Here is a 25,374-nt window from a genome sequence, read left to right as displayed (position 1 = left end):
GGCAAGCTGACGGCCGCTGCCCGCGGGATCTCAGGCCTCGACGAAGGCCAGCAGACCGGCGTTGAGCGTCCCGGCGTTCACGGTCAGCATGCCGTGGCTGAAGCCGGGATAGGTCTTCAGCGTGCCGTGCCTCAGATGCTTGATCGATTCATGCGCGGAATCGGCGATCGGTACGATCTGGTCGTCCTCGCCATGGAGGACCAGCGTCGGCACGCCGATCGCCTTCAGATCCTCGGTCTGGTCGGTTTCGGAGAACGCCTTGATGCCGTCGTAATGGGCCTTGGCGCTGCCCATCATGCCCTGGCGCCACCAGTTCCAGATGACGCCCTGATCGACCTTCGCACCCGGCCGGTTGAAGCCGTAGAAGGGGCCGGTCGGCACATCGAGAAAAAACTGGGCGCGGTTGCCGGCCAGGGCCTTGCGGAAGCCGTCGAAGACTTCCAGCGRCAATCCCCCGGGATTCGTCTCGGTCTTGATCATCAGCGGGGGCACGGCGCTGACCAGCACCGCCTTGGCCACGCGCCCGGCTGGCTCGCCATGTACAGCGACATAGCGTGCCACTTCGCCGCCACCGGTCGAGTGGCCGATATGGACGGCGTTCCGCAGATCCAAAGCCTCGGCAACGGCGAAGGCATCCGCGGCATAGTGGTCCATGTCGTGTCCGTCCGAGACCTGGGCGGAACGACCATGCCCGCGCCGGTCATGCGCGACGACGCGATATCCCTTCGACAGGAAGAACATCATCTGCCCGTCCCAGTCATCCGAAGACAGAGGCCAGCCATGGTGGAAGACGATCGGACGGGCGTCCCGCGGGCCCCAATCTTTGAAGAAGATATCGACCCCGTCGCGCGTCGTCACGAATGGCATGGCAAGCTTCCTTCTCTAAAGTGGTCCGCGGGCCCGTCAGGTCGGGCATCGTCCGGGGCCGGTTGCGAAAGCGCGGGCATCCGCGCGCTGGTCGCCGCCTGGAGCGGCGAACGAATATGTGGCCTTGCCTGCCCGACGACCGGTATGGGAAACCCGGAACATCCGAACTCTGGCGGAACCTAGGGGGCGGGCGGCGCGAAATCCATTAGTTACCTGAGAGATACCGGTAGTCAGAGCAAAGCGCATGACCAGTTCGAATGATTCCGCAGACGAACACTGTCTGGCCGACGGCTTCCTGAAGTTCTTCTCGCAGGAATGGATGAGCCACATCGTGTTTTCACTGGCTCGTCACGGGCCCCTGCGTTTCGGAGCTCTGAGACGGCAACTCCCGCCGCGTATTTCGGCGCGGGTTCTCTCCGCCCGGCTGAAGGCTCTCGAGGCCGCCGGCTATGTCGAGCGCCACGATCTCAGCGGACGGGTGTTGCATGTCGAGTACTCTCTCACGGCTTCGGGGCGCGCCGTCGACGTCGCGCTCGCGGGGAGCGAGCAGCTGCTGTCCGGCGGTGCGCGCCAGGAGCCGCGCTAACAAAATCTGAGCGGGTCTGGGCGTCGGCAATTCGTCCGTTCCGCCTGCGCCGTAGTGGCGGTCGAGGGCCCTCCGCGCGGTTGGAATCGCCGATGGCCTGTGTTCGGGCAGCGCAGACCCGCAGCGTGACGGGACAGCGATTTCCGTCTGAAGCTCGGTGGTGGCTGCGGAAATTCTCTCGCGGGTCGGCCGTGCAGAGACCGGGACCTGCATCTGTCGGACCGGCTTCAGGTCAAGAAGCCGGTGGCCGGTCCCGTCATCCGCATCTCTGTGTCCCAAACGACGACATGCGGATCGAAATCCCGGCTGGCAAGCCTCGGTGGGTGATGACCGCTGCTTGCCGGGCCGAGCGAAGGAGGTTGATACCCTCTACGATGCAGGCTGCGCCACCGGCAGCTTCCATGTGCCGTTCAGGTACGCGGCACGGGGTCGGTAGAGCCGGAATGTGTAGTTCCACCCCTCCGTGATCGGCAGGCAGTTCGCGATCTTGCCGTCGCAGCCGCCGAACTGGATGTCGATCGCGCCGTCAGTGCTCTTCGTGCCGGTGATGCTGTTGACCGAATAGGCGTCGTAATCGTTCTTCTGGAAGAAGCCCTTGTCGTTGTAGACGCTGATCGACCAGAACGCGTCGACGGGAACATCCCTGAGCCTGAGCTTGTAGACCGTCTTGCCGTCGTTCCTGGCCGGGGTCACCGAGGGGTAGGATGCGTCCTTGTCCGGGTTGCCGCCCCAACCGGACGCGGTGCCGAGCAGATGCTTGACCGGGTCGACCTTGCCCTTCGGGCCGAAAGCGTTGCTGAAGTCGCCTGATGCAGCGGAGAGCGTTTCCAGCGCCTCGCGGATCTTCTTCTGCTGAACCAGGTCCCAATTCGGGGCCTCGAACTTGCCGGCCGACTTCTGCTGCACCTTCAGCGCATCCTGCAATGCGTGAACCTGCGCGAGGTCCTTGCTGTCGTTGGGATCGACAAGGATGCGAACCGCAACGAACACATAGCGGGTGCCGACCTTGTCCCGGGTGAGCGTCGTGCGGCCCGGCTTGTAGACCACCATCGGGGTGTAGTGGTCTTCGCTGATGACCTGCATCGAGACGAAGCRCTTGCCGGCGTCTGGAAGGGTGATGGTCACCGGGCCGGCGTCGAGATCGAAGATCGCCTGGGAATAGAGCGTATCCCGGTTCATCCGGACCACGGGCTGCTTGTCGATCGGCGTCGGCGTCCTGTTATGGACGAACTTGCCGAGAGCGCCCGCATCGACCGTCTTGGCCATATAGAAATCGGACTCGGCTCGCTTGAAGTTGTCGACATTGACCGCAACCGGCTGGGCGAACGCCACGCACGGCGCGAGAACGAGGAAACTTAGGCTGGAGAGCAGCGTCATGCGCATCGAACGGTACCTCATTGGTGTCTTTGATCCATGTGCTCGTCGTTACTGCGCCGACAGCGCRGCCGCTTCCGCGGCGCATTCGGATACCGAGAGCGGCCGCTTCGCCTTCGCTGCCTTCACTTCTGCCTTCGCGGCCTTGAGATCGGCGAGGAAGGCCGGGTCGGTTTGCAGTCGTGCAACGGTCGCCGCGCCCATGATCCGGCCTGCATCGACATCGCTCTGCCAATGCGCGTCGCAGATCACGCGGCTCTGCCCGAACTCGATGCCACGCTTGAGCAGCGCATCCGCGTGCTCGGGGCTGATTTGCGCGAGGACGAGGGCCCAGCCCCAGCCGGCAGCCGTGTGCCCCGACGGATAGGAGCCGTCATTCCGCAGAATGGCCTCCTGATCCGCCCGGCAGGTCGCTTCGTTGTGAACCACGAAGGGGCGGACCCGGTTGTATTTGTTCTTCACGCCATAGGTGGAGAGGCCGAAATCCGACAGCACCTTCTGCATCATCGCGGAGAGGCGCGGCGTCTGCCGGCTGTCGATCTTCACGCCCAGCGCGCAGGAGAAATTGTCGGCAGCCTGCGGAAAGGCGAGATCGGCATCGGTACGGGCGAGGTTCCAGCGCGCGGTGTTTCGCAAGGGAAGCGTCGCCTTTCGCGCTTCCTCGTCCCGGGCGAGCGCAGCCGAGCCTGCTTCGGGAGGCGGGCCGAGCAGGACCAGGCTGTTCGGCAGATCGGATCGCTTCAGATAGCCCGGAGCGATCTTGAAATGCGGGTCGGTGACCTCTGGCCGGGCTTCACCCGCCTGCGCCAGGGCCTGCCCGCAGAGCGAGACGAGCAGTGCAAGCGTGGTAGCCCCAGCGCTCCGAAGCGCAGTCCCTGTCATCGACATTCCCATCCCTTTCGACATCGCCGAACTCATCAAGGCCCCGGTCAGAATCGGTACGTTGCCGCGACCGCAGGCCCGTGCTGCGTCACGTCGTATGAAAAGCTGCCGCTGCGATAATCGACATGAAGCGCGCGATAGCCGGCTTTCAGCGTCAGGTTCTCGCTCCACGCGTAGTTGACGCTGCCCAATGCCTGCCAGGTCAGGCGCGAGCCGGCGCTGAAGCCGCCGATGTCGCCCGCCACCGTCAGGCTCCACGGACCGTCGAGYTTCACGCCGAGCCGCGCGCCGAGAATCGGGTCGGCCCACATCTGCGATTGACGGTGGTCGATGCGAAGATTGGCGAGGCCGGGCAGGATTTCGAGCTTTGTGTCGAGGTTCCAGAACCGGACGCCAGCCCCCACATCCAGCGCAAGAACGGTGTCTTCATAGACGCGATAGAAGACCGAGCCCTGCAGGGTCGTAGTCTGCGAGCGCAGCTTCAGCGCGGAAAAGAAGGGGCCGGGCAGATTGCCACCCGTCGTCACCTGCGAGAACTGCCCGTCGACCAGGACGCTCCAGCGCTCGATGCGCATCTCGGCGGACGCCATCATCGCGCCGTTCAACTGCTTGAGCACGTCGCGGAAGCGCAGATTGATATCCGCGGGCGGCAGTGGCGGCAGCGTCGCGCTCCTGCCGTCGATCGCGGTCGCCCAGATGTAGCTGGTAACCGAGAAGCTCGGCGCCGATGCGAGGACAGGCCCTGGTGGCGCGGCGGGCTGCCGGAGATCGGACGCCAAAACGGGTCCACACAACGCAGCCGACAGCCAACCGATGGCAAGATTGCGCGCCGTTGCGCCTGACATTGCTGCTTGTCCCCTGCCTAGCCTGCCTAACGGCATCTGCGCGAGCGCTTCGGCTTGCTGCAGCACGTGATCGCGGCCCGATGGGCCGGCGAATGTCGTCACGAGCATCTCGTGCATGGGCGGCCTGTCCGTCTTGCCATTTCGCGACAATCGCGACCGGTTGTGCTCCCTCCCCATGGGGCGGCGCACCAAATTGCTGAATCGTCAGTTCACCGCGGCGCGACAGAACCAGTGTTGCAGCGCCAACTGCACCTATGTCGGAAACAGGAAAGTCAACCCCACACGGGGGCCCCAGCCATGCGGCCCGTTCTTTGGCGCGGCCGCCCAATAGCGCACGCCTGCGGTGAGACTCACCGGCTGCTCGCCAAATTTCATAAGCTTCGAAACCTGGACGTTAATGGGCACCGACCATCGTTCAGCCTTCCAGTCATAGGTGCTCTCGGTATTGAGCGTGAACGTCCAGGCGTCCGAGGTCCTGTAGGCGATGAAGGGCTGCAGGTAGGTCACGCTGATGTCGGACCTGTCTCCCCGCCCCGCAACGGACCAGATGTGGTTTGCAAGTGCGCCGATCGTCCATGCCCCTTCCTGCTTCAGAACGACGGCAGTCAGACCCATCCCGAACTTGCCGCCTCCGAGCAGATCGTCGGTCGCCGTCGGCAGCAGGAAGACAGGACCCGCGCCCCAGATGATCCCACCGGCGGTCGGCTGCGTCGGGGAAATGAAAAAGCTCTGCGTGATGTCGCCAAGGCCGGATTGGTAGCCGGAGGGCCCTGCTATGTCGTGCTGCCAGATGACGGGGACGATGGTCCGGGAAATGATGTTCCAGTCCGCGTTCAACGAGAACGGGATGACCGGTTGGATGTCGAGCGTTTTCCGGTCGCCACGGTTCGGTCCGAAGCCTCGGTCGTAGTTGAATTGGAAAGGCACGCTGATGAGCGACGACACGGGATTGCTGAGTTTTTTAGCCAGCTCAGCATTTGCATCCTGCGCCAGTGCAGCACCGGTACCAGTCAAGTCGATGCCCTGCCCAAGGAGTGCGAAGGCCGAGAGCACAGCCAGTTGGTCAATTCTCGACAGCATTCAAAAACTCCTCAATCTGCAATCTCAGAGGCCATCCGCAGATGGTCGAGCAATTCAATGGTGATCACGAGGTGGGATCTGGAGGTTTGCGGTGACGCTCACTTGACGAATTAGAACTAAAACGTACGAAAGCTCGGGATTTCCGAATAAGAAGGCCGCATTGCCGAATCTCCGTGAGGCGGAAGTTTCCAGCAGCGGACGCTCCATGCGACGGATCATCTTCGGCTCAGCCGACATGCTCTATTTTGAATACTTGGTGCATATGCGGGTTGTCGGTCTTGCCATTTCGCGCCACCCGCAAATGGCTATTCTGCACTCCTCAGGCGATTCAGGGGCCTGCCTGAGGACGTGCAGATCCTGTGATGACGGTGGACCTGATGGCTGACATCCCGTTGACGCGCGGCCAGTTTCTGCTGCCCTTCGTCAGCATCCTGGACGATATCGGTGCGCCGACGGAAACTCTCCTGGAGAGGTCGCGGCTGCCATCGTCCCTGGCCGAGAAGAGCGAGCTCTACCTGCCGCTCCTGCCGGCCTTGCGCTTCGTCGAGACCGCCCAGAGAAGCCAGGGTATCGAGGATTTCGGCTTCCTCGCTGCCCGGCGCCTGCATTTCTCGCATATGAGGGAAAAGACGCGGGCCCTGATCGCGCATTCACCGACGCTGCTCGTCGCGCTCCGGCACGCCTGCCGCGAGGCGGCCAGCATGCCGCTTGGATCAGAGTACCGACCATGCTGCTCGGCCTCCCAAACCGTTCGGCCGCCTCGTTTGCGCCGCCACCCGACAATGAGGACGGCCCGTCCGCCTACAATATCGTCGAWCTKCTCAAGCTGATGCTKCCGGCCTATCTCGACGAGGGRACWACYGCTCTTGCCGACGTCGCCGARATCGCGGGTATCAGCATCCGGACGCTTCAGCGCAGGCTCGCCCATCTCGGTCTCTCCTATTCGGACCTCCTCGACACCGTCAGATACGAAAATGCGAGCAAGCTGCTGCGCGACACCGATTGCAGGATCATCGACGTCGCTTTTTCCTCCGGTTACACGGATCCGGCGCATTTCAGCCGCGCCTTCAGGAGGATGACCGGTGTCACACCGCGTCAGTTTCGCGAGCAGTCGCGGCTCGGCTGAAGGTGGGTGAATGYGGCTTTCGGGAAAAGCCGACGTGAAAACAATGGTGCACAGCATCGACCTGAATACGATATTCAGGTCGATGCTGTGGCGCTTTGCCGGCCCCTTCGGGCTCTTATCCATTTTCTCCCGCCAGACGAGGTCGATATGATCGGTTTCCGCATCCTGAAGCGTGAGCGTGCCGTGAGCGCCGAGGTCGTCGCGCGTTTCCGTTCGCTGCCCGTGGCCAATGTCAGCGATTCGATGTCGCGCATGACGGCGGGTGGGCCGCGGCTGCGCCCGATGCACAAGGGTGGGATGCTGGCCGGGCCGGCGCTCACCGTGAAGACGCGGCCGGGCGACAATCTGATGATCCACCGGGCTATCGACCTGGCGGCGCCGGGCGACGTCGTCGTGGTCGATGGCGGCGGCGATCTCACCAACGCCCTGATCGGCGAGCTGATGGCGGCCTATGCGCAGACGCGCGGCATTGCCGGCATGGTGCTCTACGGCGCGATCCGCGATGCAGGTTGGATCGCCGCCCATGACTTCCCGGTCTACGCCGCCGGAATCACCCATCGCGGCCCCTATCGGGACGGCCCCGGCGAGATCAACGTGCCGATCGCGCTCGACGGCATGGTGATCGAACCCGGCGATCTGGTCATCGGCGACGAGGACGGTCTGCTCTGCGTGCCCTACGACGAAACGGAGACGGTCTTCGCCGCCGCGCAGGCCAAGCAGCAGGTCGAGCAGAAGCAGAGGCGCGCGATCGAGGAGCGCCGCTACGATCGGAGCTGGGTCGAGGAGACGTTGAAGCGGCTTGGCTGCGAGACACAAGGCTGATCCCGACGCGCGGCCTTCGCCGCCGGCCCCGGCCGGAATGGCCCGCGCTGGCGAGCGAGGCCGCGCTCGAGCCGGATCTGCCGACGTCGCTTCCCGGCCCGCGCGATCATCATCCAATAGTCAAACAATATGACTATTCCTCCACCTCCGCGCCTGTGCCATAAAGAGGAACAACAAGCTGCATCAAGCGGCGTGGCTCACCAAGGAGGATCATGATGAAGCTCAAGGGCATTTTGATCGCGTCTGCGATTGCGGGCGCCATGTCGGCCAATGCGCAGGCCAAGGACCTGACCGTCGGCTTCTCGCAGATCGGCTCGGAATCGGGCTGGCGCGCAGCTGAAACCACGGTTTCCAAATCGGAGGCCAAGCGGCGCAACGTCACCCTCAAGATCGCCGACGCCCAGCAGAAGCAGGAGAACCAGATCAAGGCGATCCGGTCCTTCATCGCCCAGGGCGTCGATGCCGTGTTCCTCGCCCCGGTGGTGTCGACAGGCTGGGACAGCGTGCTGAAGGAGGCCAAGGAGGCCAAGATTCCGGTCGTTCTGCTTGATCGCGACATCGATCCCGCCGGCAAGGACCTCTATCTCACCGCCGTCACCTCCGACAGCGTGCATGAGGGCAAGGTCGCCGGCGATTGGCTGGTGAAGACCGTCGGATCCAAGCCCTGCAACGTCGTCGAACTCCAGGGCACCGTCGGCGCCAGCGTCGCGACGAACCGCAAGAAGGGCTTCGAGAACGGCATCGCCGGCCAGGCCAACATCAAGCTCGTCCGCAGCCAGACCGGTGACTTCACCCGTGCCAAGGGCAAGGAGGTGATGGAGAGCTTCATCAAGGCCGAAGGCGGCGGCAAGTCGATCTGCGCCGTCTACGCGCACAATGACGACATGATGGTCGGTGCCATTCAGGCGATGAAGGAAGCCGGCCTGAAGCCCGGCAAGGACATCCTGACCGTCTCGATCGACGCCGTGCCGGACATCTTCAAGGCAATGGCGGCGGGCGAGGCCAACGCCACGGTCGAGCTGACGCCGAACATGGCCGGGCCCGCCCTCGACGCGCTCGTCGCCTACAAGGCCAAGGGCACCGTGCCGCCGAAATGGATCCAGACGGAGTCGAAGCTTTACACGGCTTCCGACAATCCCCAGGCGATCTACGACAGCAAGAAGGGCCTCGGCTACTGAGCCGAAGTAGCGGCGCGCCGGTCTCGAGCCGGCGCGCCGTCATCCCCTTCTGCCTCGGCGCTTGCGGCTTTCAGCGTGGCATGCCCCGGCGGAAAGCGGCCGTCCTCCCGTTGCGCAAAGCCGTTTCATGGACCAGCCTCAAGCATCTCCTCTCCTGACCGCCACCGGCTTCTGCAAGTCCTTCGCCGGCTTCGTCGCGCTCGACCATGTCGATTTCACCCTGCATGCGGGCGAGATTCATGCCTTGCTGGGCGAGAACGGGGCAGGCAAATCCACGCTGATCAAGACGATGACCGGCGTGGTGCAGCGCGATGCGGGCAGCCTGACGCTGAACGGCGAGGAGATCGCGCCCCATTCGGCGAAGGAGGCCGCGAAGGCGGGCATCGCCACCGTCTATCAGGAGGTCAATCTCGCGCCCAACCTCTCCGTCGCCCAGAACCTCTTCCTGGGGCGCCAGCCGACCCGTCTCGGCTTCGTCCGCGAAGGTGAGATGCGGCGGCGCGCACGGGCGCTGGTGGCCGAGTTCGGCCTCGACATCGACGTGTCGCTCCCGCTCGAGCGCTATTCGGTCGCGGTCCAGCATATCGTCGCGATCGCGCGGGCGGTAGATCTCTCGGCGCGCGTGCTGATCCTCGACGAGCCGACCGCGAGCCTCGACGCCCATGAGGTCGAGGTGCTGTTCGCCGTCATGCGCCAGCTCCGGGCGCGCGGCATCGGCATCGTCTTCGTTACCCATTTCCTCGATCAGGTCTATGCCATCTGCGACCGGATCACGGTGCTGCGCAACGGCCGGCTCGCCGGAACGGCTGCCGTCGCCGAGATGCCGCGCATGGACCTCGTCACCATGATGCTCGGACACGAGCTCAGCGAGGCAACCCACACGCGCCCGCCCCATCGCGAAGGCGGGGAGACCCTTGCGACCTTCTCCGGCTTCGGCAAGGTCGGCTATGTCGAGCCTTTCGACCTCACCTTGCAGAAGGGCCGCGTCGTCGGGCTGGCCGGGCTGCTCGGCTCCGGCCGCACCGAGACCGCCCGCCTCGTCTTCGGTGCCGAGCGCGCCGATCATGGCTCGGCGACCGTCGTCGGCCGCGAGGTCAAGCTGGCGAGCCCGGGCGAGGCGCTGCGGCTGGGCTTCGGCTACTGCCCGGAAGAGCGCAAGACCGAGGGCATCGTCGCCGAACTGAGCGTGCGCGAGAACATCGTCCTGGCGCTGCAGGCCCGGCGCGGCGTGCTGAAGCCGCTGTCGCGCCGCGAGCAGGATGCGATCGCGCGCCGCTTCATCGAATTGCTCGACATCCGTCCACCCGACCCTGAACGTCCGATCGGCCTGTTGTCGGGCGGCAACCAGCAGAAGGCCTTGCTCGCCCGCTGGCTCGCGACGGAGCCACGCCTGCTGATCCTCGACGAGCCGACGCGCGGCATCGATGTCGGCGCCCATGCCGAGATCATCCAGCTCATCCGCAAGCTCTGTGCCGAGGGCATGGCGCTGCTGATCGTCTCCTCGGAACTCGAGGAGATCGTGACCTATGCCGACGAGGTGATCGTGCTACGCGACCGGGCCCATGTCGCGCGCCTGACGGGCGACGCGCTCAGCGTCTCCGGCATCCTGGGCGCGATCGCCGCCGACGCATCGCAGGCGGCCTGATGAGCGCCATGCCCTTCCGTCTGCCCCGTATCGGCACGTCGCAGGTCGCGGCGCTGCTGGCCATCCTCGCGATGAACTGGCTGGTCTCGCCGCAATTCTTCGAGATCCGCCTGCAGGATGGCCGGCTGTTCGGGAGCCTGATCGACGTGCTGAACCGCGGCGCGCCGGTGGCGCTCCTGTCGCTCGGCATGGTCCTGGTCGTCGCCATGCGCGGCATCGATCTCTCGGTCGGGGCCGTGATGGCCATCGCGGGGGCCATCGCAGCCAGCCTCGCGGACAGCCATTCGCTGCCTGTGGTGTTGGCCGCGGCCCTGGGAGCCGGCCTTCTGTGCGGGCTGTGGAACGGCATCCTCGTGGCGGTGTTCGGCATCCAGCCCATCGTCGCGACGCTGATCCTGATGGTGGCGGGGCGCGGCATCGCCCAGCTGATCACCGAGGGGCGCATCGTCACCTTCACCTCGCCGTCGCTCGCCWGGTTCGGCGGCGGCTCGGTGCTGGGCCTGCCGCCGCCCGTGGTCCTGACGCTGGCGATGCTGGTGCTGACACTCGTCATCGTGCGCGGCACCGCGCTCGGGCTGCTGATCGAGGCAACCGGCGCGAATGCCAAGGCGAGCGCTCTGGCGGGCGTCGGCACGCGATTGATCACCATCGCGACCTATGTCTGGTGCGGCCTCTGCGCCGCGCTGGCCGGCGTCGTCGCGGCCGCCGACATCCTCGGCGCCGACGCCAACAATGCCGGGCTCTGGCTCGAGCTCGACGCCATCCTCGCGGTCGTGATCGGTGGCACCTCGCTGCTTGGCGGCCGCTTCAGCCTGGTGCTGGCGGTGGTCGGCGCATTGATCATCCAGGCGATGAACACCGGCATCCTGCTGTCGGGCTTCCCGCCGGAGACGAACCTGATCGTCAAGGCGATGGTGGTGCTTGCCGTGCTGCTGGCGCAGTCGCCGCGGCTGTCGGGGTTGGCCACGTTTCTGCGCGGGAAAAGCCGATGATCCGCTTCATGCCGCTTGCCGCCACCACGGTCGTCTTCCTCCTCGGCTTCCTCGCCTGCGCGATCGCCTTTCCGAATTTCGCCTCGCTCCGGGTGGTGATGGACCTCCTGACCGACAATGCCTTTCTCGGCATCGTCGCGGTCGGCATGACCTTTGTGATCATCTCGGGCGGGATCGATCTTTCGGTCGGCGCGGTGATCGGCTTCACGACCGTGTTCCTCGCCCTGGCGATCGAGCGTGCCGGCATCCCGCCTGTGGCGGCCTTCGCGCTGATCCTCGTCATCTGCGCGCTGTATGGCGCCCTGATGGGGGCTGCGATCCAGTATTTCGAGCTGCCGGCTTTCATCGTGACCCTGGCAGGCATGTTCCTGGCACGCGGCGCGAGCTTCCTGCTCTCGACCGAGTCGATCCCGATCAACGCGCCGCTCTATGCCGATCTCGCGGATAACGCCCTGCGCCTGGGTGGGGGAGCGCGCCTCACCGTTCCGGCGATGATCATGCTGGCGGTGGTGCTCGGGGGCGCGGCGCTGCTGCATTTCACGCGCTTCGGCGCCAATGTCTACGCGCTGGGCGGCAGCCGCGGCTCGGCGGCGCTGATGGGCATCGATGTCGGCCGCACCACGGTCGCGATCTACACGCTCTCCAGCGTTCTCGCCGGTGTCGCCGGCATCGTCTTCTCGCTCTACACCTCGAGTGGTTATTCGCTCTCGGCGGCCGGGGTCGAGCTCGACGCGATCGCGGCGGCGGTGATTGGCGGCACGCTCCTGTCGGGCGGCTACGGTTTCGTCTTCGGCACCTTCGTCGGAGTGCTGATCCAGGGCCTGATCCAGACCTACATCACCTTCGACGGCACGCTTTCGAGCTGGTGGGCGAAGATCGCGACCGGCCTCCTGCTGTTCGCCTTCATCGCATTCCAGCAGGCGACGCTGCATGTGGCGCGGCGCCGGCGCCCTGCCAGGGTCACCTCGCCATGAACCCGCTCCTCGTCATTCCCGCCAGGCGCGGGCATTCCAACCATGCCGAGGTGGCGCGCACCATCGGCATCGACATCATCGCAGGGCGCTACCCGGAAGGGACCAAGATCCCCGGCGATGCCGAGCTGATCCTGCGCTTCCGCGTTTCGCGCCCGGTCCTGCGGGAGAGCGTCAAGACGCTGGTCGCCAAGGGGCTGCTCAGCACCAAGGCCAGGATCGGCACGGTGGTGCGCGAGCGCGCCGCCTGGAACATGTTCGACGCCGATGTGCTGGCCTGGCATCTCGACGGCGGCATCGACAAGCGCTTCCTGCGTGACCTCGCCGATATCCGTCTGGCGGTGGAGCCGCGTGCCGCCGCGCTCGCCGCCGAGCGTCGGACCGAGGCCGACCTCGCGCTGATGGCCGCTGCGATCGACAGGATGCGGATCGAATCGGCACGGGAGGCGCCCGGCTTCGCCGAGGCGGATCTCAGCCTGCACCTGCTCGTTGCCAATGCCTCCGGCAATCCGTTCATGCGCTCCATCGGTGCGGTCGTCGAGGCGGCCTTGCGGGCGTCCTTCCTTTTGAGCGCGCCGGTCGACGAGAGCGAGTACGAGATTTCCGTGGCGGCGCATGGGCGCATCGTCGAGGCGATCGCCGCCCGCGACGCCGATGCGGCCGCCGCGGCGATGACCGGCGTGATCTTCGACGGTTTGCGCCGTCACGGCGCAGCCGAATGAACTCGCAGACAGCACGACCCGCGCGCCCCGGCCTTGCCGGTCCGTGCGACAACCCATGAAGGTGACAGATGCCGAAGCTTTCCGCCGCGCAGACCTACAAAGGCGTCTTTCCGGTCGCTCCCACCGTGTTCGATGCTGAGGGGCGGCTCGATCTCGAAGGCCAGAAGCGTGCCGTCGACTTCATGATCGATGCCGGCTCGCACGGGTTGTGCATCCTCGCCAATTTCTCGGAGCAGTTTGTGCTCACCGATGAGGAGCGCGAGCGGGTGATGGTCACCGTTCTCGAGCATGTTGCCGGCCGCGTTCCGGTGATCGTCACCACCACGCATTTTTCCAGCTTCGTCTGCGCCGAGCGCTCGCGCCGGGCGCAGGAGCTGGGCGCGGCGATGGTCATGGTCATGCCGCCCTATCATGGCGCGACCTTCCGGGTGCCCGAAGCCTCGATCTACGATTTCTACCGCCACGTCTCCGATGCGATTTCGATCCCGATCATGGTGCAGGATGCGCCGGTGGCCGGCACGCCATTATCGGTGCCGTTCCTCGCCCGCATGGCCAAGGAGATCGAAAACCTCGCCTATTTCAAGATCGAGATGCCCCAGGCCGCCGCCAAGCTGCGCGCACTGATCGAGGCCGGCGGCCCCGCGATCGAGGGGCCGTGGGACGGCGAGGAGGCGATCACGCTGATGGCCGATCTCGACGCCGGCGCGACCGGCGCGATGACGGGCGGTGGCTATCCCGACGGCATCCGCCAGATCACCGACCCTTATTTCGCGGGCCGGCGCGACGAGGCGATCGACGCCTATCAGCGCTGGCTGCCGCTGATCAACTACGAGAACCGCCAATGCGGGCTCGCCGCCTGCAAGGCGCTGATGAAGGAGGGCGGCGTCATCGCGCACGAGACGCTGCGCGCGCCGCTGCCGGCGATGCATCCCGCCACCCGCGCCGGACTGATCGAGATCGCCCGGCGGCTCGATCCGGTCGTGCTGCGTTGGGGGCGTTGAGCGTGAATCCGATCCGCCTCGCCATCGTCGGCCTCGGCAAGATCGCCCGCGACCAGCATCTGCCGGCGATCGCGGCGACGCCGGGCATCGCGCTCGCCGCCATCGCCAGCCGGAATGCCACGCTCGACGGCGTCGCCCATTTCGACACGCTGGAGGCGCTCCTGGCCGAGGCTCCCGAGATCGAGGCGGTGGCGCTGTGCACGCCACCGCAGGGCCGCCGCGCCCAGGCGGCGCAGGCGCTCGCAGCCGGCAAGCATGTGCTCCTGGAAAAGCCGCCCGGCGCGACGGTGAGCGAGATTGCGCCGCTGGTCGATGCCGCAAGGGAGGCCGGGCTGACCCTGTTCGCCACCTGGCATTCGCGCTTTGCCCCGGCCGTCGAGCCCGCCCGCGATTTTCTGGCCGCCCATGCACCGCGCTCCGTCGAGATCACGTGGAAAGAGGATGTCCGCGTCTGGCATCCCGGCCAGGACTGGATCTTCGAGCCCGGCGGGCTCGGCGTCTTCGACCCCGGCATCAACGCCTTGTCGATCCTGACGCGCATCCTGCCGCGGCCGCTGTTCCTCACGGGAGCCACACTCGCCTTCCCCGAAAACCGCGCCGCCCCCATCGCGGCCGAGCTGGATTTCACGGATGCGACCGGTCTGCCCATCCATGCCGTTTTCGACTTCCTCCAGACTGGCCCGCAGAGCTGGGATATCGCGATCGACAGCGCGGGCGGCCGGCTGCTGCTCTCCTCGGGCGGTGCGCGGCTGACGCGCGACGGCGCGGTGCTGGTCGATGAGAAGGAAGCCGAATATGCCGGCATCTACCGGCATTTCGTCGATCTGATCGGGCGCGGCGCCTGCGACGTCGATCTTGCCCCGCTCGGCCATGTCGCAGACGCCTTCATGCTGGGGCGCCGGACCAAGGCGGCACCGTTCTCATGGTGAAACCGACGCCCGCCATCACGCGAGACGGCTTCGGCACGCTTGCCGACGGGCGCGCAGTCGAGCGCGTGACGCTGCGTGGTGCCGGCGGTTTCGAGGCCCGGATCATCACCTATGGCGCGGCGCTGCAGGCGCTCCTCGTGCCCGACGCGAAGGGCGCGCTCGCCGACATCGTGCTCGGCCATGACGATGCCGCCGGCTACGAGGCGCGGCGGGATTTCTACGGCGCCACGATTGGGCGCTTCGCCAACCGCATCGCCGGTGCCGCCTTCACGCTCGACGGCGAGCGCATCGTGCTGCCGGCCAATGACGGCGCGAATACGCTTCATGGCGGTCCGGGCGGCTTCGACCGGGTGCTCTGGTCGGTCGAAGCGATCGAGGAGAGCGACACTCCGGCCGTCACGCTTCGTCATGTGAGCCCCGATGGCGAGAGCGGTTTTCCCGGCTCGCTCGACGTGCGTGTGAGCTTTCGCCTGTCGGCCCCCGGTGAGCTGACGATCAGCTATGAAGCCGTGACCGACCGTCCAACCGTGGTCAGCCTGACCAATCACAGCTTCTTCAATCTCGATGGCGTCGCTGCGGGCGGGGACATCCTCGACCATGTCCTGACCCTGGCCGCCGACAGCTTCCTGCCGACGAATGCCGAGGCGATCCCGCTGCCGGGGCCACCGCGTCCGGTCGCGGGAACGCCCTTCGATTTCAGATCGGGCGCGGCGATCGGCGCGCGCATCCGCGAGGACGACGCCCAGTTGCGCGCCGGGCGCGGCTACGACCATAATTTCTGCCTCGGCATATCGGCGCAGCCGCGCCTCGCCGCCCGTGTCGAGGCAACGTCTTCGGGGCGGGTCATGGAACTGCTGACGAACCAGCCGGGGTTGCAGTTCTATTCGGGCAACTTCCTCGATGGTGCCGCGCCGGGAAAATACGGGCGCCTGCACCGCCAGTCCGATGCGTTCTGCCTGGAGCCGCAGGCCTGGCCGGACGCGCCCAACCGCGGCGACTTTCCCTCGGCGCGGCTCGATCCAGGCGAGACCTATCGCCACGTCTCGATCTATCGTTTCTCCACCGCCCGCGACGGAGGCATGCGCGCATGACCATGCTTCACACACCGCCTTCGCAGATGACCGCGCCGGAGTCGGTTCCGGTCTCGGTGCTCTGCATGGAGCGCTGCCATCTTGGCGAAGGCCCGAGCTACGATGCCGGGAGCGACACGGCCTGGTGGTTCGACATCCTCGAGCGCCGTCTGTTCGAGGCGCATCTGGAAACCGGCCGCATCACGATCCACGATCTGCCGGTCATGGCCAGCGCGCTGGCGCGGATCGATGCCGGGCGCCAGATGCTCGCGGCCGAGGACGGGCTCTATCTGCGCGAGATCGCGAGCAGAAAGCTGACCCGGGTCGCGGAGCTCGTCGGCAAGGACGGTCCCATCCGTTCCAACGATGCGCGCGTCCATCACAGCGGCACCTTCTGGGTCAGCACGATGGGCCGTGCTGCAGCAGCCGGCGCCGGTGCGATCCATGCGTTCCGCGACGGGAAGCTGTCGCTGCTCTTCAGTGGCCTGACCATTCCCAACGCCATCTGCTTCTCGCCGGATGGCGCCACCGGCTATTTCGCCGACACCCGCGAGAACGCGCTCTATCGTGTCGCGCTCGACCCTGCGACCGGCCTCCCGGTCGAGGCGCCCGCGATCCTGCACAAGCGGGAGGCCGCCGGCGGCCTCGACGGCGCCGTCACCGATGCGCAGGGCCTGATCTGGTGCGCGATCTGGGGTGGCGGCTGCGTCGACGTCTATTCGCCGCGCGGGGACCGGTTGCGCAGCATCGCGATGCCGGCACGCCAGCCGAGCTGCCCGGTTTTCGTCGGGCCGCGCTTCGACCGCCTGCTGGTCACCTCGGCCCATGAGAACATGAATGCGGATGCCCGCGCCGCCGACCCCGACCACGGGCGGACCTTTCTGGCCGAGGTCGGGGCCATCGGACGTGCGGAGCCGAGTTTGCGCTGGGGAGGATCCTGACCGCGTCAGACGCAGCCAGCCCGCCCCGAACGATCAGCGGCCGACCCGCCGCCAAGAAACCGGTCCGCGAATGCGGCCGACCCCTTCACAACCCGGGAGTCCAGTATGAAACGCCTGACGACACTTCTCTCCGCTCTGACGCTCGCGGCCTTCGCCATGGGCCAGCCGCACTCCGCCGCCGCGCAGAGCAAGCCGACGGTCGGCATCGCGATGCCGACGAAATCCTCCGCGCGCTGGATCGCCGACGGCGACAACATCGTGAAGGTGCTCAAGGAGCGCGGCTACGACACCGATCTGCAATATGCCGAGGACGACGTCCCCAACCAGCTCTCGCAGATCGAGAACATGATCACCAAGGGCGCCAAGGTCCTGGTGATCGCGGCGATCGACGGCTCGACCTTGTCCGATGTGCTGGCCCAGGCCAAGGCGCAGGGCATCAAGGTCGTGGCCTATGACCGGCTGATCAGGGGCACGCCGAACGTCGATTACTACGCGACCTTCGACAATTTCCAGGTCGGCGTGCTGCAGGCTCAATCCCTGCTGAAGGGGCTCGGCCTGCCTGAAGCCAAGGGCCCGTTCAACATCGAGCTCTTCGGCGGCTCRCCCGACGACAACAACGCCTTTTTCTTCTACGATGGTGCCATGTCGGTGCTGAAGCCGCTGATCGACGAGAAGAAGCTCGTCGTCGCCAGCGGCCAGATGGGCATGGACAAGGTCTCGACTCTGCGCTGGGACGGCGCCACCGCCCAGGCCCGCATGGACAACCTCCTGAGCGCCTTCTACGCGAACAAGAAGCTCGATGCCGTGCTCTCGCCCTATGACGGCATTTCGATCGGCATCCTGTCCTCGGTGAAGGGCGTCGGCTACGGGTCGGGCGGGCAGAAGATGCCGGTCGTTTCCGGCCAGGATGCCGAGGTGCCTTCGGTGAAGTCGATCATCGCCGGCGAGCAATATGCCTCGATCTTCAAGGACACCCGCGAACTCGCCCGCGTCACCGCCGACATGGTCGATGCGATGCTGTCGGGCAAGGAGGTCAAGGTCAACGACACCAAGACCTACAACAACGGCGTCAAGGTCGTGCCGTCCTATCTGCTGACGCCCGTGGTGGTCGACAAGTCGAACTGGGAACCGGTCCTGATCGGCTCCGGCTACTACAAGGCCTCGCAGGTCAAGTGACGCCTGAGGCCCGGCTTCGCTGCCGGGCCTCATCCACCGGCCCGAAGGCGGGAGAACCACCATGAGCCCTGTGCTGGAAATGCGCGGCATCTCCAAATCCTTCACCGGTGTGAAGGCGCTGAACGATGTGTCCTTCACCGTCGAACCCGGGGAGATCCATGCCCTCGTCGGCGAGAACGGCGCGGGCAAGTCGACGCTGATGAAGGTGCTGAGCGGCGTCTATCCGCACGGCTCCTATGACGGCTCGATCCTGTTCGAGGGGGAGGAGCGGCGCTTCCGCGACATCAATGAATCGGAAGCGCTAGGCATCATTATCATCCATCAGGAACTGGCGCTGATCCCGCTGATGACGATCGCCGAGAACATCTATCTCGCCRATCCCCCGACCCGGATGGGGATGATCGACCGCAGCGCCGTCTATCGCGGGACGCAGGCGCTGCTGGCCCGGGTCGGGCTCGACGAGGCGCCCGATACGCGCATCGCCGATCTCGGCATCGGCAAGCAGCAACTCGTCGAGATCGCCAAGGCGCTGGCCAAGAACCTGCGCGTGCTGATCCTCGACGAGCCGACGGCGAGCCTTAACGAGCGCGACAGCGAGGCGCTGCTCGATCTGCTGCTCGAATTCAAGGCCCAGGGCATCGCCTCCGTGCTCATCTCCCACAAGCTCAACGAGGTCTCCCGCGTCGCCGACCGGATCACCGTGCTGCGCGACGGCCGCTGCGTCGACACGCTCGACTGCCACGCCGGCCCTGTCGAGGAGGACCGCATCATCCGCGCCATGGTGGATCGCGACCTGGCGCATCGCTACCCGCAGCGCGAGCCGAAGATCGGCGAGACGGTGCTGGAGATCGAGGACTGGTCCGTGTTCCATCCGCTCGACACCCATCGCAAGGTCGTCCGGAACGTGAACTTCCACGTCCGGCGCGGCGAGATCGTCGGCATTGCCGGGTTGATGGGGGCCGGTCGCACCGAATTCGCGATGAGCGTCTTCGGCGGCTCCTATGGCCGCAAGGCCTCCGGCACGGCGCGGCTGGAAGGCCGGCCGATCGAGCTCTCCGACGTGCCCGGAGCGATCGCGGCCGGTCTCGCCTATGTGACGGAGGATCGCAAGGAGCTCGGCCTGATCCTGGCGGAGGACATCCGCAAGAACATCACGCTGACCAACCTGCCCGAGGTTGCGCGCTCGGGCGTGGTCGACGACATGGCCGAGCTGAAGGTCGCCAATGCCTATCGCAGCCGCATGCGGATCCGCTGCGCCAGCGTCTATCAGGAGGCCGGCCAGCTCTCGGGCGGCAACCAGCAGAAGATCGTTCTGTCGAAATGGCTCTTCACCGATCCCAAGGTGCTCTTCCTCGACGAGCCGACGCGCGGCATCGACGTCGGTGCCAAATATGAAATCTACTGCATCATCAACGAGCTGGCCGATGCCGGGCGCGGCGTCGTGGTGATCTCGTCGGAGATGCCGGAGCTTCTGGGCATCTGCGACCGCATCTGCGTGATGAACGAGGGCGCCTTCGTCGGCGAGTTCCCAGCCGCCGAGGCGACACAGGAAAAGATCATGCGCGCCATCATGCGCAACCGGGAGGCAAGAGCGTGAGCACCGACGTCCAGAACGACGGCATCGTCAAACCCGCCGCGGCCCGGGCCGAAACCGCCAGGCCCAAGGGCGGAAACCTGCGCGAATACGGCATGCTGATGTCGCTCGTCGCGATCATGCTGTTCTTCCAGGTCGTGACCGGCGGCAAGCTGCTGCTCCCGCTCAACCTGACCAACCTGATCCTGCAGAACAGCTTCATCGTCGTCATGGCGCTGGGCATGCTGCTTGTCATCGTCACCGGCCATATCGATCTCTCGGTCGGCTCGGTCGCCGGCGCGGTGGGGGCTGTCGCTGCCGTCCTGATGGTGCAGTACGGCATGCATTTCGTGCCGGCGACGCTGATCTGCCTGGCGCTGGGCGGCCTGATCGGGGCCGCGCAGGGCTACTGGGTCGCCTATTTCAAGATACCGTCCTTCATCGTCACGCTGGCMGGCATGCTCGTCTTCAAGGGACTGGCGCTAGCGATCCTGCAGGGTCAGTCGGTGGGGCCGTTCCCGGCCGAGTTCCAGAAGCTCTCCTCCGGTTTCATCGTCGATCTGTTCGACAAGATTCAGGGCCTGCAGCCGACCTCGATGCTGCTGGGCGTGGCGCTGGCCCTGCTGCTCGTCGTCCTCAACCTGAAGAGCCGCAGGCGCCAGCAGGACCACGACATTCCCGTCGAGCCCTGGAGCTTCTTCATCGCCAAGACCGCGATCTTCGCGGGGATCGTCCTCTACGCCAGCTATCTGCTCGCCTCCTATCGCGGCCTGCCCAATGTTCTCGTGGTGATGGGGGTGCTGATCGCGCTCTACGCCTTCGTCACGACGCGCACGACGATCGGCCGCCAGATCTACGCCGTCGGCGGCAATGCGCGTGCCGCCAAGCTCTCGGGCGTCAGGACCGAGCGGCTGACCTTCCTCGCCTTCGTCAATATGGGCGTGCTGGCGGCGCTGGCAGGGCTCATCTTCGCCGCGCGCCTCAACACCGCGACGCCCAAGGCCGGCCTCGGCTTCGAGCTCGACGTCATCGCCGCCTGCTTCATCGGCGGCGCCTCGGCCTATGGCGGCGTGGGCCGCGTCTCGGGCGCCGTGATCGGCGCGCTGATCATGGGCGTGATGAACAACGGCATGTCGATCCTGGGCATCGGCATCGACTATCAGCAGGTCATCAAGGGCCTGGTGCTGCTCGGTGCCGTTTGCCTCGACGTCTACAACCAGAAGCGCGGCTAGAGCATTTTCGAGCGAAACGGATACCGGTGCGCGTGAAGAAAATGCGATAAAACAAAGAGATGGAGCATTTCCGCGATTCGGAGAAACGCGGAAATGCTCCAGGATTGGCGGCTTGGGTCAGCCCGACGCGGCGTGCGGATCGGCGGGGGCGAGCGTGGTGCGCCGCCCCTTCAGCGTGGCGTAGATCTGCCAGGCGATGAACAGCCCGAGGATGCTGAGCAGCGTCGCGCTGATCGGGTGTTCGAAGAAGGTCAGGAAGCTGCCGCGGCTGAGCAGCATCGAGCGCCTGAAATACTCCTCCAGCATCGGCCCGAGGATGAAGCCGAGCATCAGCGGCGCCGGGTCGAGGGACAGCCGCATCATGATGTAGCCGATCAGGCCGAAGGCGGCGGTGGTGTAGATGTCGTGCAGGCTGTTGTTAATGCTGAAGGTGCCGATGCAGCAGAAGAACAGGATCGACGGGAACAGCACGTTGTAGGGAATCTTGAAGACCGAGAGCCAGAAGCGGACCAGCGGCACGTTCAGCAGCAGCAGGAAGCAGTTGCCGATCCACATGCTGGCAACCAGGCCCCAGAACAGGTCCGGATGCTTGGCGATCATGTTCGGGCCGGGCTGGATGCCCTTGATGATGAAGGCGGCCATCATCAGCGCCATCACCGCATTCTCGGGGATGCCGATGCTCATCAGCGGGATGAAACTGGTGCGCGCCGCCGCCTCGTCGGCCGCGGCCTGGCCGGCGACGCCCTCGATCGCGCCAGAGCCGATCTCGTCCTTGTATTTGCTGACCTTCTTGTCGAGGCCGTAGGCCGCGAACTGGGCGATCGTCGGCCCGCCGCCCGGCAGGATGCCGAGGAAGGAGCCGACCACGCTGCCGCGCAGCGCGCTCGGGATGATGCGCTTGAACTCCGGCCAGGTCGGCATCAGCTTGATCTTGCCGTTGAACGGCGTGCGTTCCTCCTTCGCATCGAGGTTCTTGGTGATCTCGGCGATGCCGAAGCAGCCGAGCGCGAGGCTGACCAGGCTGACGCCGTCGACGAGCGAGGGCAGGCCCATGGTGAAGCGCTCGAGGCCGGTCTCCAGATCGGTGCCGACCTGCCCGAGCAGCACGCCGAGCAGGCACATCGCCATCCCGTTCAGCAGGCTACCGGTGGTGACGAAACTGACGCAGAAGAAGCCGAACAGCATCAGCGCGCAGTAGTCGGTCGGGCCGAATTTCAGGGCGATGGTGCCGAGCGTCGGCGCGAGCGAGGCCAGCACCACGATCGCGACGGTGCCGCCGATGAAGCTCGACACGCCAGCGGTGAACAGGGCGAGGCCCGTCTTGCCCTTGAGCGTCATCTGATAGCCGTCGATGCAGGCCACGATGCTCGACGCATGCGGGATCTTCATGGTGATGGCGCTGACGCTGTCGCCATATTGCGCGCCGTAATAGATGCCGGCGAGCATGATCAGCGCGCCGCCGGTCGGGATCGAATAGGTCAGCGGCAGCAGCAGGCTGATCGTGGCCAGCGGGCCGAGGCCGGGAAGCAGGCCGACCAGCGTGCCGACGACGCAGCCGATGGCGCAGTAGAGCAGGTTCTCGGGTGTCAGCGCATGGCCGAAGCCGAAGGCGAGGTTGTTGAGCACCTCCATCACAGCAGCCTCAGATTCAGACCGAGGAAGCGCTGGAAGATGAAGGCCACGACGATCAGGCCGATGGCGATCTTGAGGTTGCGCACCCAGGAATAGCTGTTGGCGGCGAAGCCGGCGACGAAGACCAGCACGATGATGCCGACGGTCACGTTCACACATTCGGAAGCGATGACGAAGCCGATGAGGCTCGCCATGATCAGCGCGATGTTCCGCGGGCTGAACTGGAGAGGCTCCGGATCGGCGAGGCGCGCCTGCACGATCGTCGCCAGGGCTATGATCAGCAGCGGCGCGCAGATCAGGAGCGGGAAGAGCCCGGGACCGGCATGGGCGAGGGTGCCGATCGGATAGCGCAGCGCGTTTACGGCAAAGAACAACGCGACGGCGGCCAGAAAGACCCCGCGCGCAATCTGTTGATTTGGCATTGTCGCTCCGCGTCTCGTCCCGTATTGGTCGGTATTCTTATTTATTGAAGTTCTTTGTCTTGCGTTTTACTGTCTTAATTTCGATGTTATTCGGTCGTTTAAGGAAAGTTCCAGCCGAAAAAACGCCGCCATAATCAAATTTATAGTTACAAGTAGCCGAAATTCTGAGGCAAGAGTTGGTTGATTGTTGCATTCCATTCTGCGGCAAGCTGCGTGTATCGTTACATGGCAGTATCAAATTATTGTATTTGAGTGAATGATTAAACGCAATAATCACATTTGCCAACCGCGTTTCCCCGATGTCGAGCATGTCATTTCGGTGGCGGTCCAAGAGGCTCCGCGACCGCGCGGGGCGATCACCTGCATCCCGAGAGCGAGCGCACGCTTGCCGACCTCTTCGCCGATCGCGGCCATGCCGGCGAYCCCCGTTTGGCGGTCAACCGATGTGAGCCGCCGCGACCCGCGCGGTGATCGAGGAGACGTCGCCATATCCGGCCGATCGGAGCGCCTGATCGGGCGCTTTTCATTCATCTGGTGGACGCGGCGCCCTCACGCATGCGTCTAGCCTGATGAAGGGGCACATGTGGGGACGTCTGATGGCTTATACGATGCAGACAGACCTGACGGGCATGCATCAGGTCTACAATGTCTCGTTCCCTGTCGGGCCGAGGATGCCGAACGCCCGTGACGATGTCCTGCTGGTGCAGACGCTCTTGAAGCTGGCAAATTTCGTGCGCTTCACGCCCGCTTTGGGGCCTGTCGAAAGGAGTGCCGAGATTGCTGTCGATGGCTATTTCGGGCCTCAGACCAAGCGCATGATCATCGCTTTCGAGGATGATCAGAAGCTCCATCGACGCTTCTTCGTCGCTGATGGCATCGTGGAGCCATCGCCGAAGGACGGCTATACGCGCTCCGGCGTCCTGTACAAGATCATCCTCATGAACCGCTCGGCATTGGATGCCTCGGGCTGGAGGCATGAGTACCTGCCGTTCCACGAAACCACTCATCCCCTCTTGCGGCAGTCGTTGCAGAAGGGGGCGGTGAAGCCGCCGCCATCCCCGCACTTTTGAGGGTCGACAGGAGCAGCCGCGCGGAAGCCGAACGGCGCATCGTCGGGATCGCGTTCTGAGGCCGGTGCTCGCTTGCTCTATGGCTTTGCCGCCAGCGGTTCATGCGGCACGTGGATCTCGGATGTCGCCGCGCCGCTCCATTGCAGCCGCAACTGCTCCAGCACATGCCGGCCGAAGATCTCGTAGGGAATCCGGATCGAGGTCAGCCAGGGGGCGATCCAGTTGTTGATCGCGTTGCCGTCGACGCCGACCAGCATGCAGTCGCGCGGGATCGCCACGCCCGACTCGGCCGCCAGCCGATAGGCGCCGTAGGCGATCAGGTCGCTGACGCAGAGCGCGCCTTGCGGCCAGCCGCCATCCCGAACGAGGGCCTGGGCCGCCGCATAACCGATCTCGATATGCGACAGGCCGGGCGCGCTTGCCCGGCGGATCGCGTCCGCCGGAACGCCGCGCGCGACGAGCCGCTCGATGAAGCCGGCGGCGCGCTCGGCGGTGCTCGAAATGTTCTGGGCCGCCATCAGCACGGCGGGGCGCTCGATCCCGCGCGCGAGCATGAAATCGGCGGCATCGGCTCCCGCGCCGCGATCGTCGATTCCGACGAAGGCGCCGCCGCCGAGGGGGTTGCGCCGCGCCACGAAGACGATCGGATCGCCGCGCCCGAGCGCCTGTTCCAGTCCCTGGCTGCGCACGGCGCTGACCATGATGTAGCCGGCGACGAGCTGGTCGCGCATCGCCAGCAGATAGTCGTCCTGCAGCTCCGGGCGGTCATGCGTATCGCAGAGGATCATGACGTAGCCGGCATCGCGCAGCGCGGCTTCGGTCGAGACGGCGATCGCGGCCATGGCGGGGTTGTCGAGATTGGGCGAGAGCATCGCCACGACGCGGCTGGCCCGGCGGCGCAGCGCCCGTCCGATGGGGTTGGGGCGATAGCCGAGCCGCTCGATCGCCTCCGCGACGCGCGCGACGGTCTCGCTCGAGGCACGCCCGCTCTTGCCGTTGACGATGCGCGAGACGGTCGCGACCGAGACGCCGGTCTCACGCGCCACTGTCGCGAGCGAGGCCGTCTCATGCCGGATCTTGCCCGGTTTCGCCGTCGTCCTGGCCGTCATTTCCCTGCCAGCCCTCCCATGGGGTTCCCGCTACGCACCGGTGGAAAGCCGGCCCACGCAGCAATGCTGACGCATCTCCCCGTTGACAAGCTAGGCAAACGTTTGCCTTAGTAGATGTCAAGACGCTCG

The 25,374-nt window shown here is 65.5% G+C and carries 25 protein-coding genes; 17 read left to right on the top strand and 8 right to left on the bottom strand.

Annotation, left to right across the window (positions count from 1 at the left end; genetic code table 11):
- Positions 1-30: 30 nt before the first annotated feature.
- The gene (locus tag AB4Y99_RS04135; protein WP_441522470.1) at positions 31-867 is read right to left on the bottom strand and encodes an alpha/beta fold hydrolase; all 837 of its coding nucleotides are present in this window, start codon (positions 865-867) and stop codon (positions 31-33) included.
- A gap of 244 nt (positions 868-1,111) precedes the next feature.
- Here AB4Y99_RS04135 and AB4Y99_RS04130 point away from each other — a divergent pair, with 244 nt between their 5' ends.
- Positions 1,112-1,453 (top strand): winged helix-turn-helix transcriptional regulator, encoded by a 342-nt coding sequence (locus AB4Y99_RS04130; protein WP_051988418.1) that lies wholly within the window; start codon positions 1,112-1,114, stop codon positions 1,451-1,453.
- A 369-nt stretch (positions 1,454-1,822) separates the two neighbouring features.
- On the opposite strand, the gene AB4Y99_RS04125 is transcribed toward AB4Y99_RS04130, so the two are convergent.
- From AB4Y99_RS04125 to AB4Y99_RS04110, 4 genes are all read right to left on the bottom strand, one after another.
- On the bottom strand, positions 1,823-2,836 hold the full coding sequence (locus AB4Y99_RS04125; RefSeq protein ID WP_441522469.1) for a DUF1254 domain-containing protein: 1,014 nt from the start codon (positions 2,834-2,836) through the stop codon (positions 1,823-1,825).
- Positions 2,837-2,878: 42 nt separating this feature from the next.
- Positions 2,879-3,709 carry an acid phosphatase gene (locus tag AB4Y99_RS04120; protein WP_441522468.1) on the bottom strand — a complete coding sequence of 277 codons (831 nt, stop codon included), beginning with the start codon at positions 3,707-3,709 and terminating at the stop codon, positions 2,879-2,881.
- 47 nt (positions 3,710-3,756) lie between these two features.
- A complete protein-coding gene (locus tag AB4Y99_RS04115; RefSeq protein WP_441522467.1) occupies positions 3,757-4,671 on the bottom strand; it encodes an outer membrane protein in 915 nt (304 codons plus the stop codon).
- Between the two features lie 135 nt (positions 4,672-4,806).
- On the bottom strand, positions 4,807-5,634 hold the full coding sequence (locus tag AB4Y99_RS04110) for a transporter (protein WP_112762584.1): 828 nt from the start codon (positions 5,632-5,634) through the stop codon (positions 4,807-4,809).
- Between the two features lie 362 nt (positions 5,635-5,996).
- On the opposite strand from AB4Y99_RS04110, the gene AB4Y99_RS04105 reads away from it, so the two are divergent.
- From AB4Y99_RS04105 to mmsB, 15 genes are all read left to right on the top strand, one after another.
- On the top strand, positions 5,997-6,464 hold the full coding sequence (locus AB4Y99_RS04105; protein WP_441522466.1) for an AraC family transcriptional regulator ligand-binding domain-containing protein: 468 nt from the start codon (positions 5,997-5,999) through the stop codon (positions 6,462-6,464).
- Complete coding sequence (locus tag AB4Y99_RS04100) at positions 6,362-6,760, top strand: helix-turn-helix transcriptional regulator (RefSeq protein WP_441522465.1); 399 nt, start codon at positions 6,362-6,364, stop codon at positions 6,758-6,760. Before AB4Y99_RS04105 ends, AB4Y99_RS04100 begins: the two co-directional genes overlap by 103 nt.
- Before the next feature lie 147 nt (positions 6,761-6,907).
- Positions 6,908-7,582, top strand: coding sequence for an RraA family protein (locus AB4Y99_RS04095; RefSeq protein WP_038367173.1), 675 nt, complete (start codon positions 6,908-6,910; stop codon positions 7,580-7,582).
- A gap of 215 nt (positions 7,583-7,797) precedes the next feature.
- Entirely contained in the window at positions 7,798-8,760 is a 963-nt protein-coding gene (ytfQ, locus tag AB4Y99_RS04090) for a galactofuranose ABC transporter, galactofuranose-binding protein YtfQ (RefSeq protein ID WP_441522505.1), read from the top strand.
- A gap of 127 nt (positions 8,761-8,887) precedes the next feature.
- Complete coding sequence (locus AB4Y99_RS04085) at positions 8,888-10,405, top strand: sugar ABC transporter ATP-binding protein (RefSeq protein ID WP_441522464.1); 1,518 nt, start codon at positions 8,888-8,890, stop codon at positions 10,403-10,405.
- 8 nt (positions 10,406-10,413) lie between these two features.
- Entirely contained in the window at positions 10,414-11,397 is a 984-nt protein-coding gene (locus AB4Y99_RS04080) for an ABC transporter permease (protein WP_441522504.1), read from the top strand.
- Entirely contained in the window at positions 11,394-12,371 is a 978-nt protein-coding gene (yjfF, locus tag AB4Y99_RS04075) for a galactofuranose ABC transporter, permease protein YjfF (protein ID WP_441522463.1), read from the top strand. Before AB4Y99_RS04080 ends, yjfF begins: the two co-directional genes overlap by 4 nt.
- Positions 12,368-13,090, top strand: a complete 723-nt coding sequence (locus tag AB4Y99_RS04070; protein ID WP_038367182.1) for a FadR/GntR family transcriptional regulator — start codon at positions 12,368-12,370, stop codon at positions 13,088-13,090. The genes yjfF and AB4Y99_RS04070 overlap by 4 nt, the downstream gene beginning before the upstream one ends.
- A gap of 68 nt (positions 13,091-13,158) precedes the next feature.
- Entirely contained in the window at positions 13,159-14,091 is a 933-nt protein-coding gene (locus AB4Y99_RS04065) for a dihydrodipicolinate synthase family protein (RefSeq protein ID WP_441522462.1), read from the top strand.
- 2 nt (positions 14,092-14,093) lie between these two features.
- Entirely contained in the window at positions 14,094-15,020 is a 927-nt protein-coding gene (locus AB4Y99_RS04060) for a Gfo/Idh/MocA family protein (RefSeq protein ID WP_191125563.1), read from the top strand.
- A complete protein-coding gene (locus AB4Y99_RS04055; protein ID WP_441522461.1) occupies positions 15,014-16,111 on the top strand; it encodes an aldose epimerase family protein in 1,098 nt (365 codons plus the stop codon). The genes AB4Y99_RS04060 and AB4Y99_RS04055 overlap by 7 nt, the downstream gene beginning before the upstream one ends.
- Positions 16,108-17,031 (top strand): SMP-30/gluconolactonase/LRE family protein, encoded by a 924-nt coding sequence (locus AB4Y99_RS04050; RefSeq protein WP_441522460.1) that lies wholly within the window; start codon positions 16,108-16,110, stop codon positions 17,029-17,031. The genes AB4Y99_RS04055 and AB4Y99_RS04050 overlap by 4 nt, the downstream gene beginning before the upstream one ends.
- A gap of 105 nt (positions 17,032-17,136) precedes the next feature.
- Complete coding sequence (gene chvE / locus AB4Y99_RS04045; RefSeq protein WP_441522459.1) at positions 17,137-18,207, top strand: multiple monosaccharide ABC transporter substrate-binding protein; 1,071 nt, start codon at positions 17,137-17,139, stop codon at positions 18,205-18,207.
- A gap of 61 nt (positions 18,208-18,268) precedes the next feature.
- Complete coding sequence (mmsA, locus tag AB4Y99_RS04040; protein ID WP_441522458.1) at positions 18,269-19,804, top strand: multiple monosaccharide ABC transporter ATP-binding protein; 1,536 nt, start codon at positions 18,269-18,271, stop codon at positions 19,802-19,804.
- Positions 19,805-19,896: 92 nt separating this feature from the next.
- A complete protein-coding gene (gene mmsB / locus AB4Y99_RS04035; RefSeq protein ID WP_142023329.1) occupies positions 19,897-21,012 on the top strand; it encodes a multiple monosaccharide ABC transporter permease in 1,116 nt (371 codons plus the stop codon).
- 117 nt (positions 21,013-21,129) lie between these two features.
- Here the strand turns inward: mmsB and AB4Y99_RS04030 are convergent, their stop codons facing one another.
- Together AB4Y99_RS04030 and AB4Y99_RS04025 are read right to left on the bottom strand one after the other, a co-directional pair.
- Positions 21,130-22,644, bottom strand: coding sequence for a tripartite tricarboxylate transporter permease (locus AB4Y99_RS04030; protein WP_038367197.1), 1,515 nt, complete (start codon positions 22,642-22,644; stop codon positions 21,130-21,132).
- Positions 22,644-23,066 (bottom strand): tripartite tricarboxylate transporter TctB family protein, encoded by a 423-nt coding sequence (locus AB4Y99_RS04025; RefSeq protein ID WP_441522457.1) that lies wholly within the window; start codon positions 23,064-23,066, stop codon positions 22,644-22,646. Before AB4Y99_RS04025 ends, AB4Y99_RS04030 begins: the two co-directional genes overlap by 1 nt.
- Before the next feature lie 596 nt (positions 23,067-23,662).
- Between AB4Y99_RS04025 and AB4Y99_RS04020 the strand changes: the two genes are divergently transcribed.
- Positions 23,663-24,136, top strand: coding sequence for a peptidoglycan-binding domain-containing protein (locus tag AB4Y99_RS04020; RefSeq protein WP_113251836.1), 474 nt, complete (start codon positions 23,663-23,665; stop codon positions 24,134-24,136).
- A 77-nt stretch (positions 24,137-24,213) separates the two neighbouring features.
- Here the strand turns inward: AB4Y99_RS04020 and AB4Y99_RS04015 are convergent, their stop codons facing one another.
- Positions 24,214-25,245 carry a LacI family DNA-binding transcriptional regulator gene (locus tag AB4Y99_RS04015; protein WP_051988423.1) on the bottom strand — a complete coding sequence of 344 codons (1,032 nt, stop codon included), beginning with the start codon at positions 25,243-25,245 and terminating at the stop codon, positions 24,214-24,216.
- Between the last annotated feature and the right edge of the window lie 129 nt (positions 25,246-25,374).

Source organism: Allobosea sp. TAB14 (genome assembly GCF_052113865.1).
Classification (GTDB): domain Bacteria; phylum Pseudomonadota; class Alphaproteobacteria; order Rhizobiales; family Beijerinckiaceae; genus Allobosea; species Allobosea spartocytisi.
The sequence above is the reverse complement of the archived record's forward strand: the minus strand, read 5'-3'. Positions and strand labels throughout refer to the sequence as shown.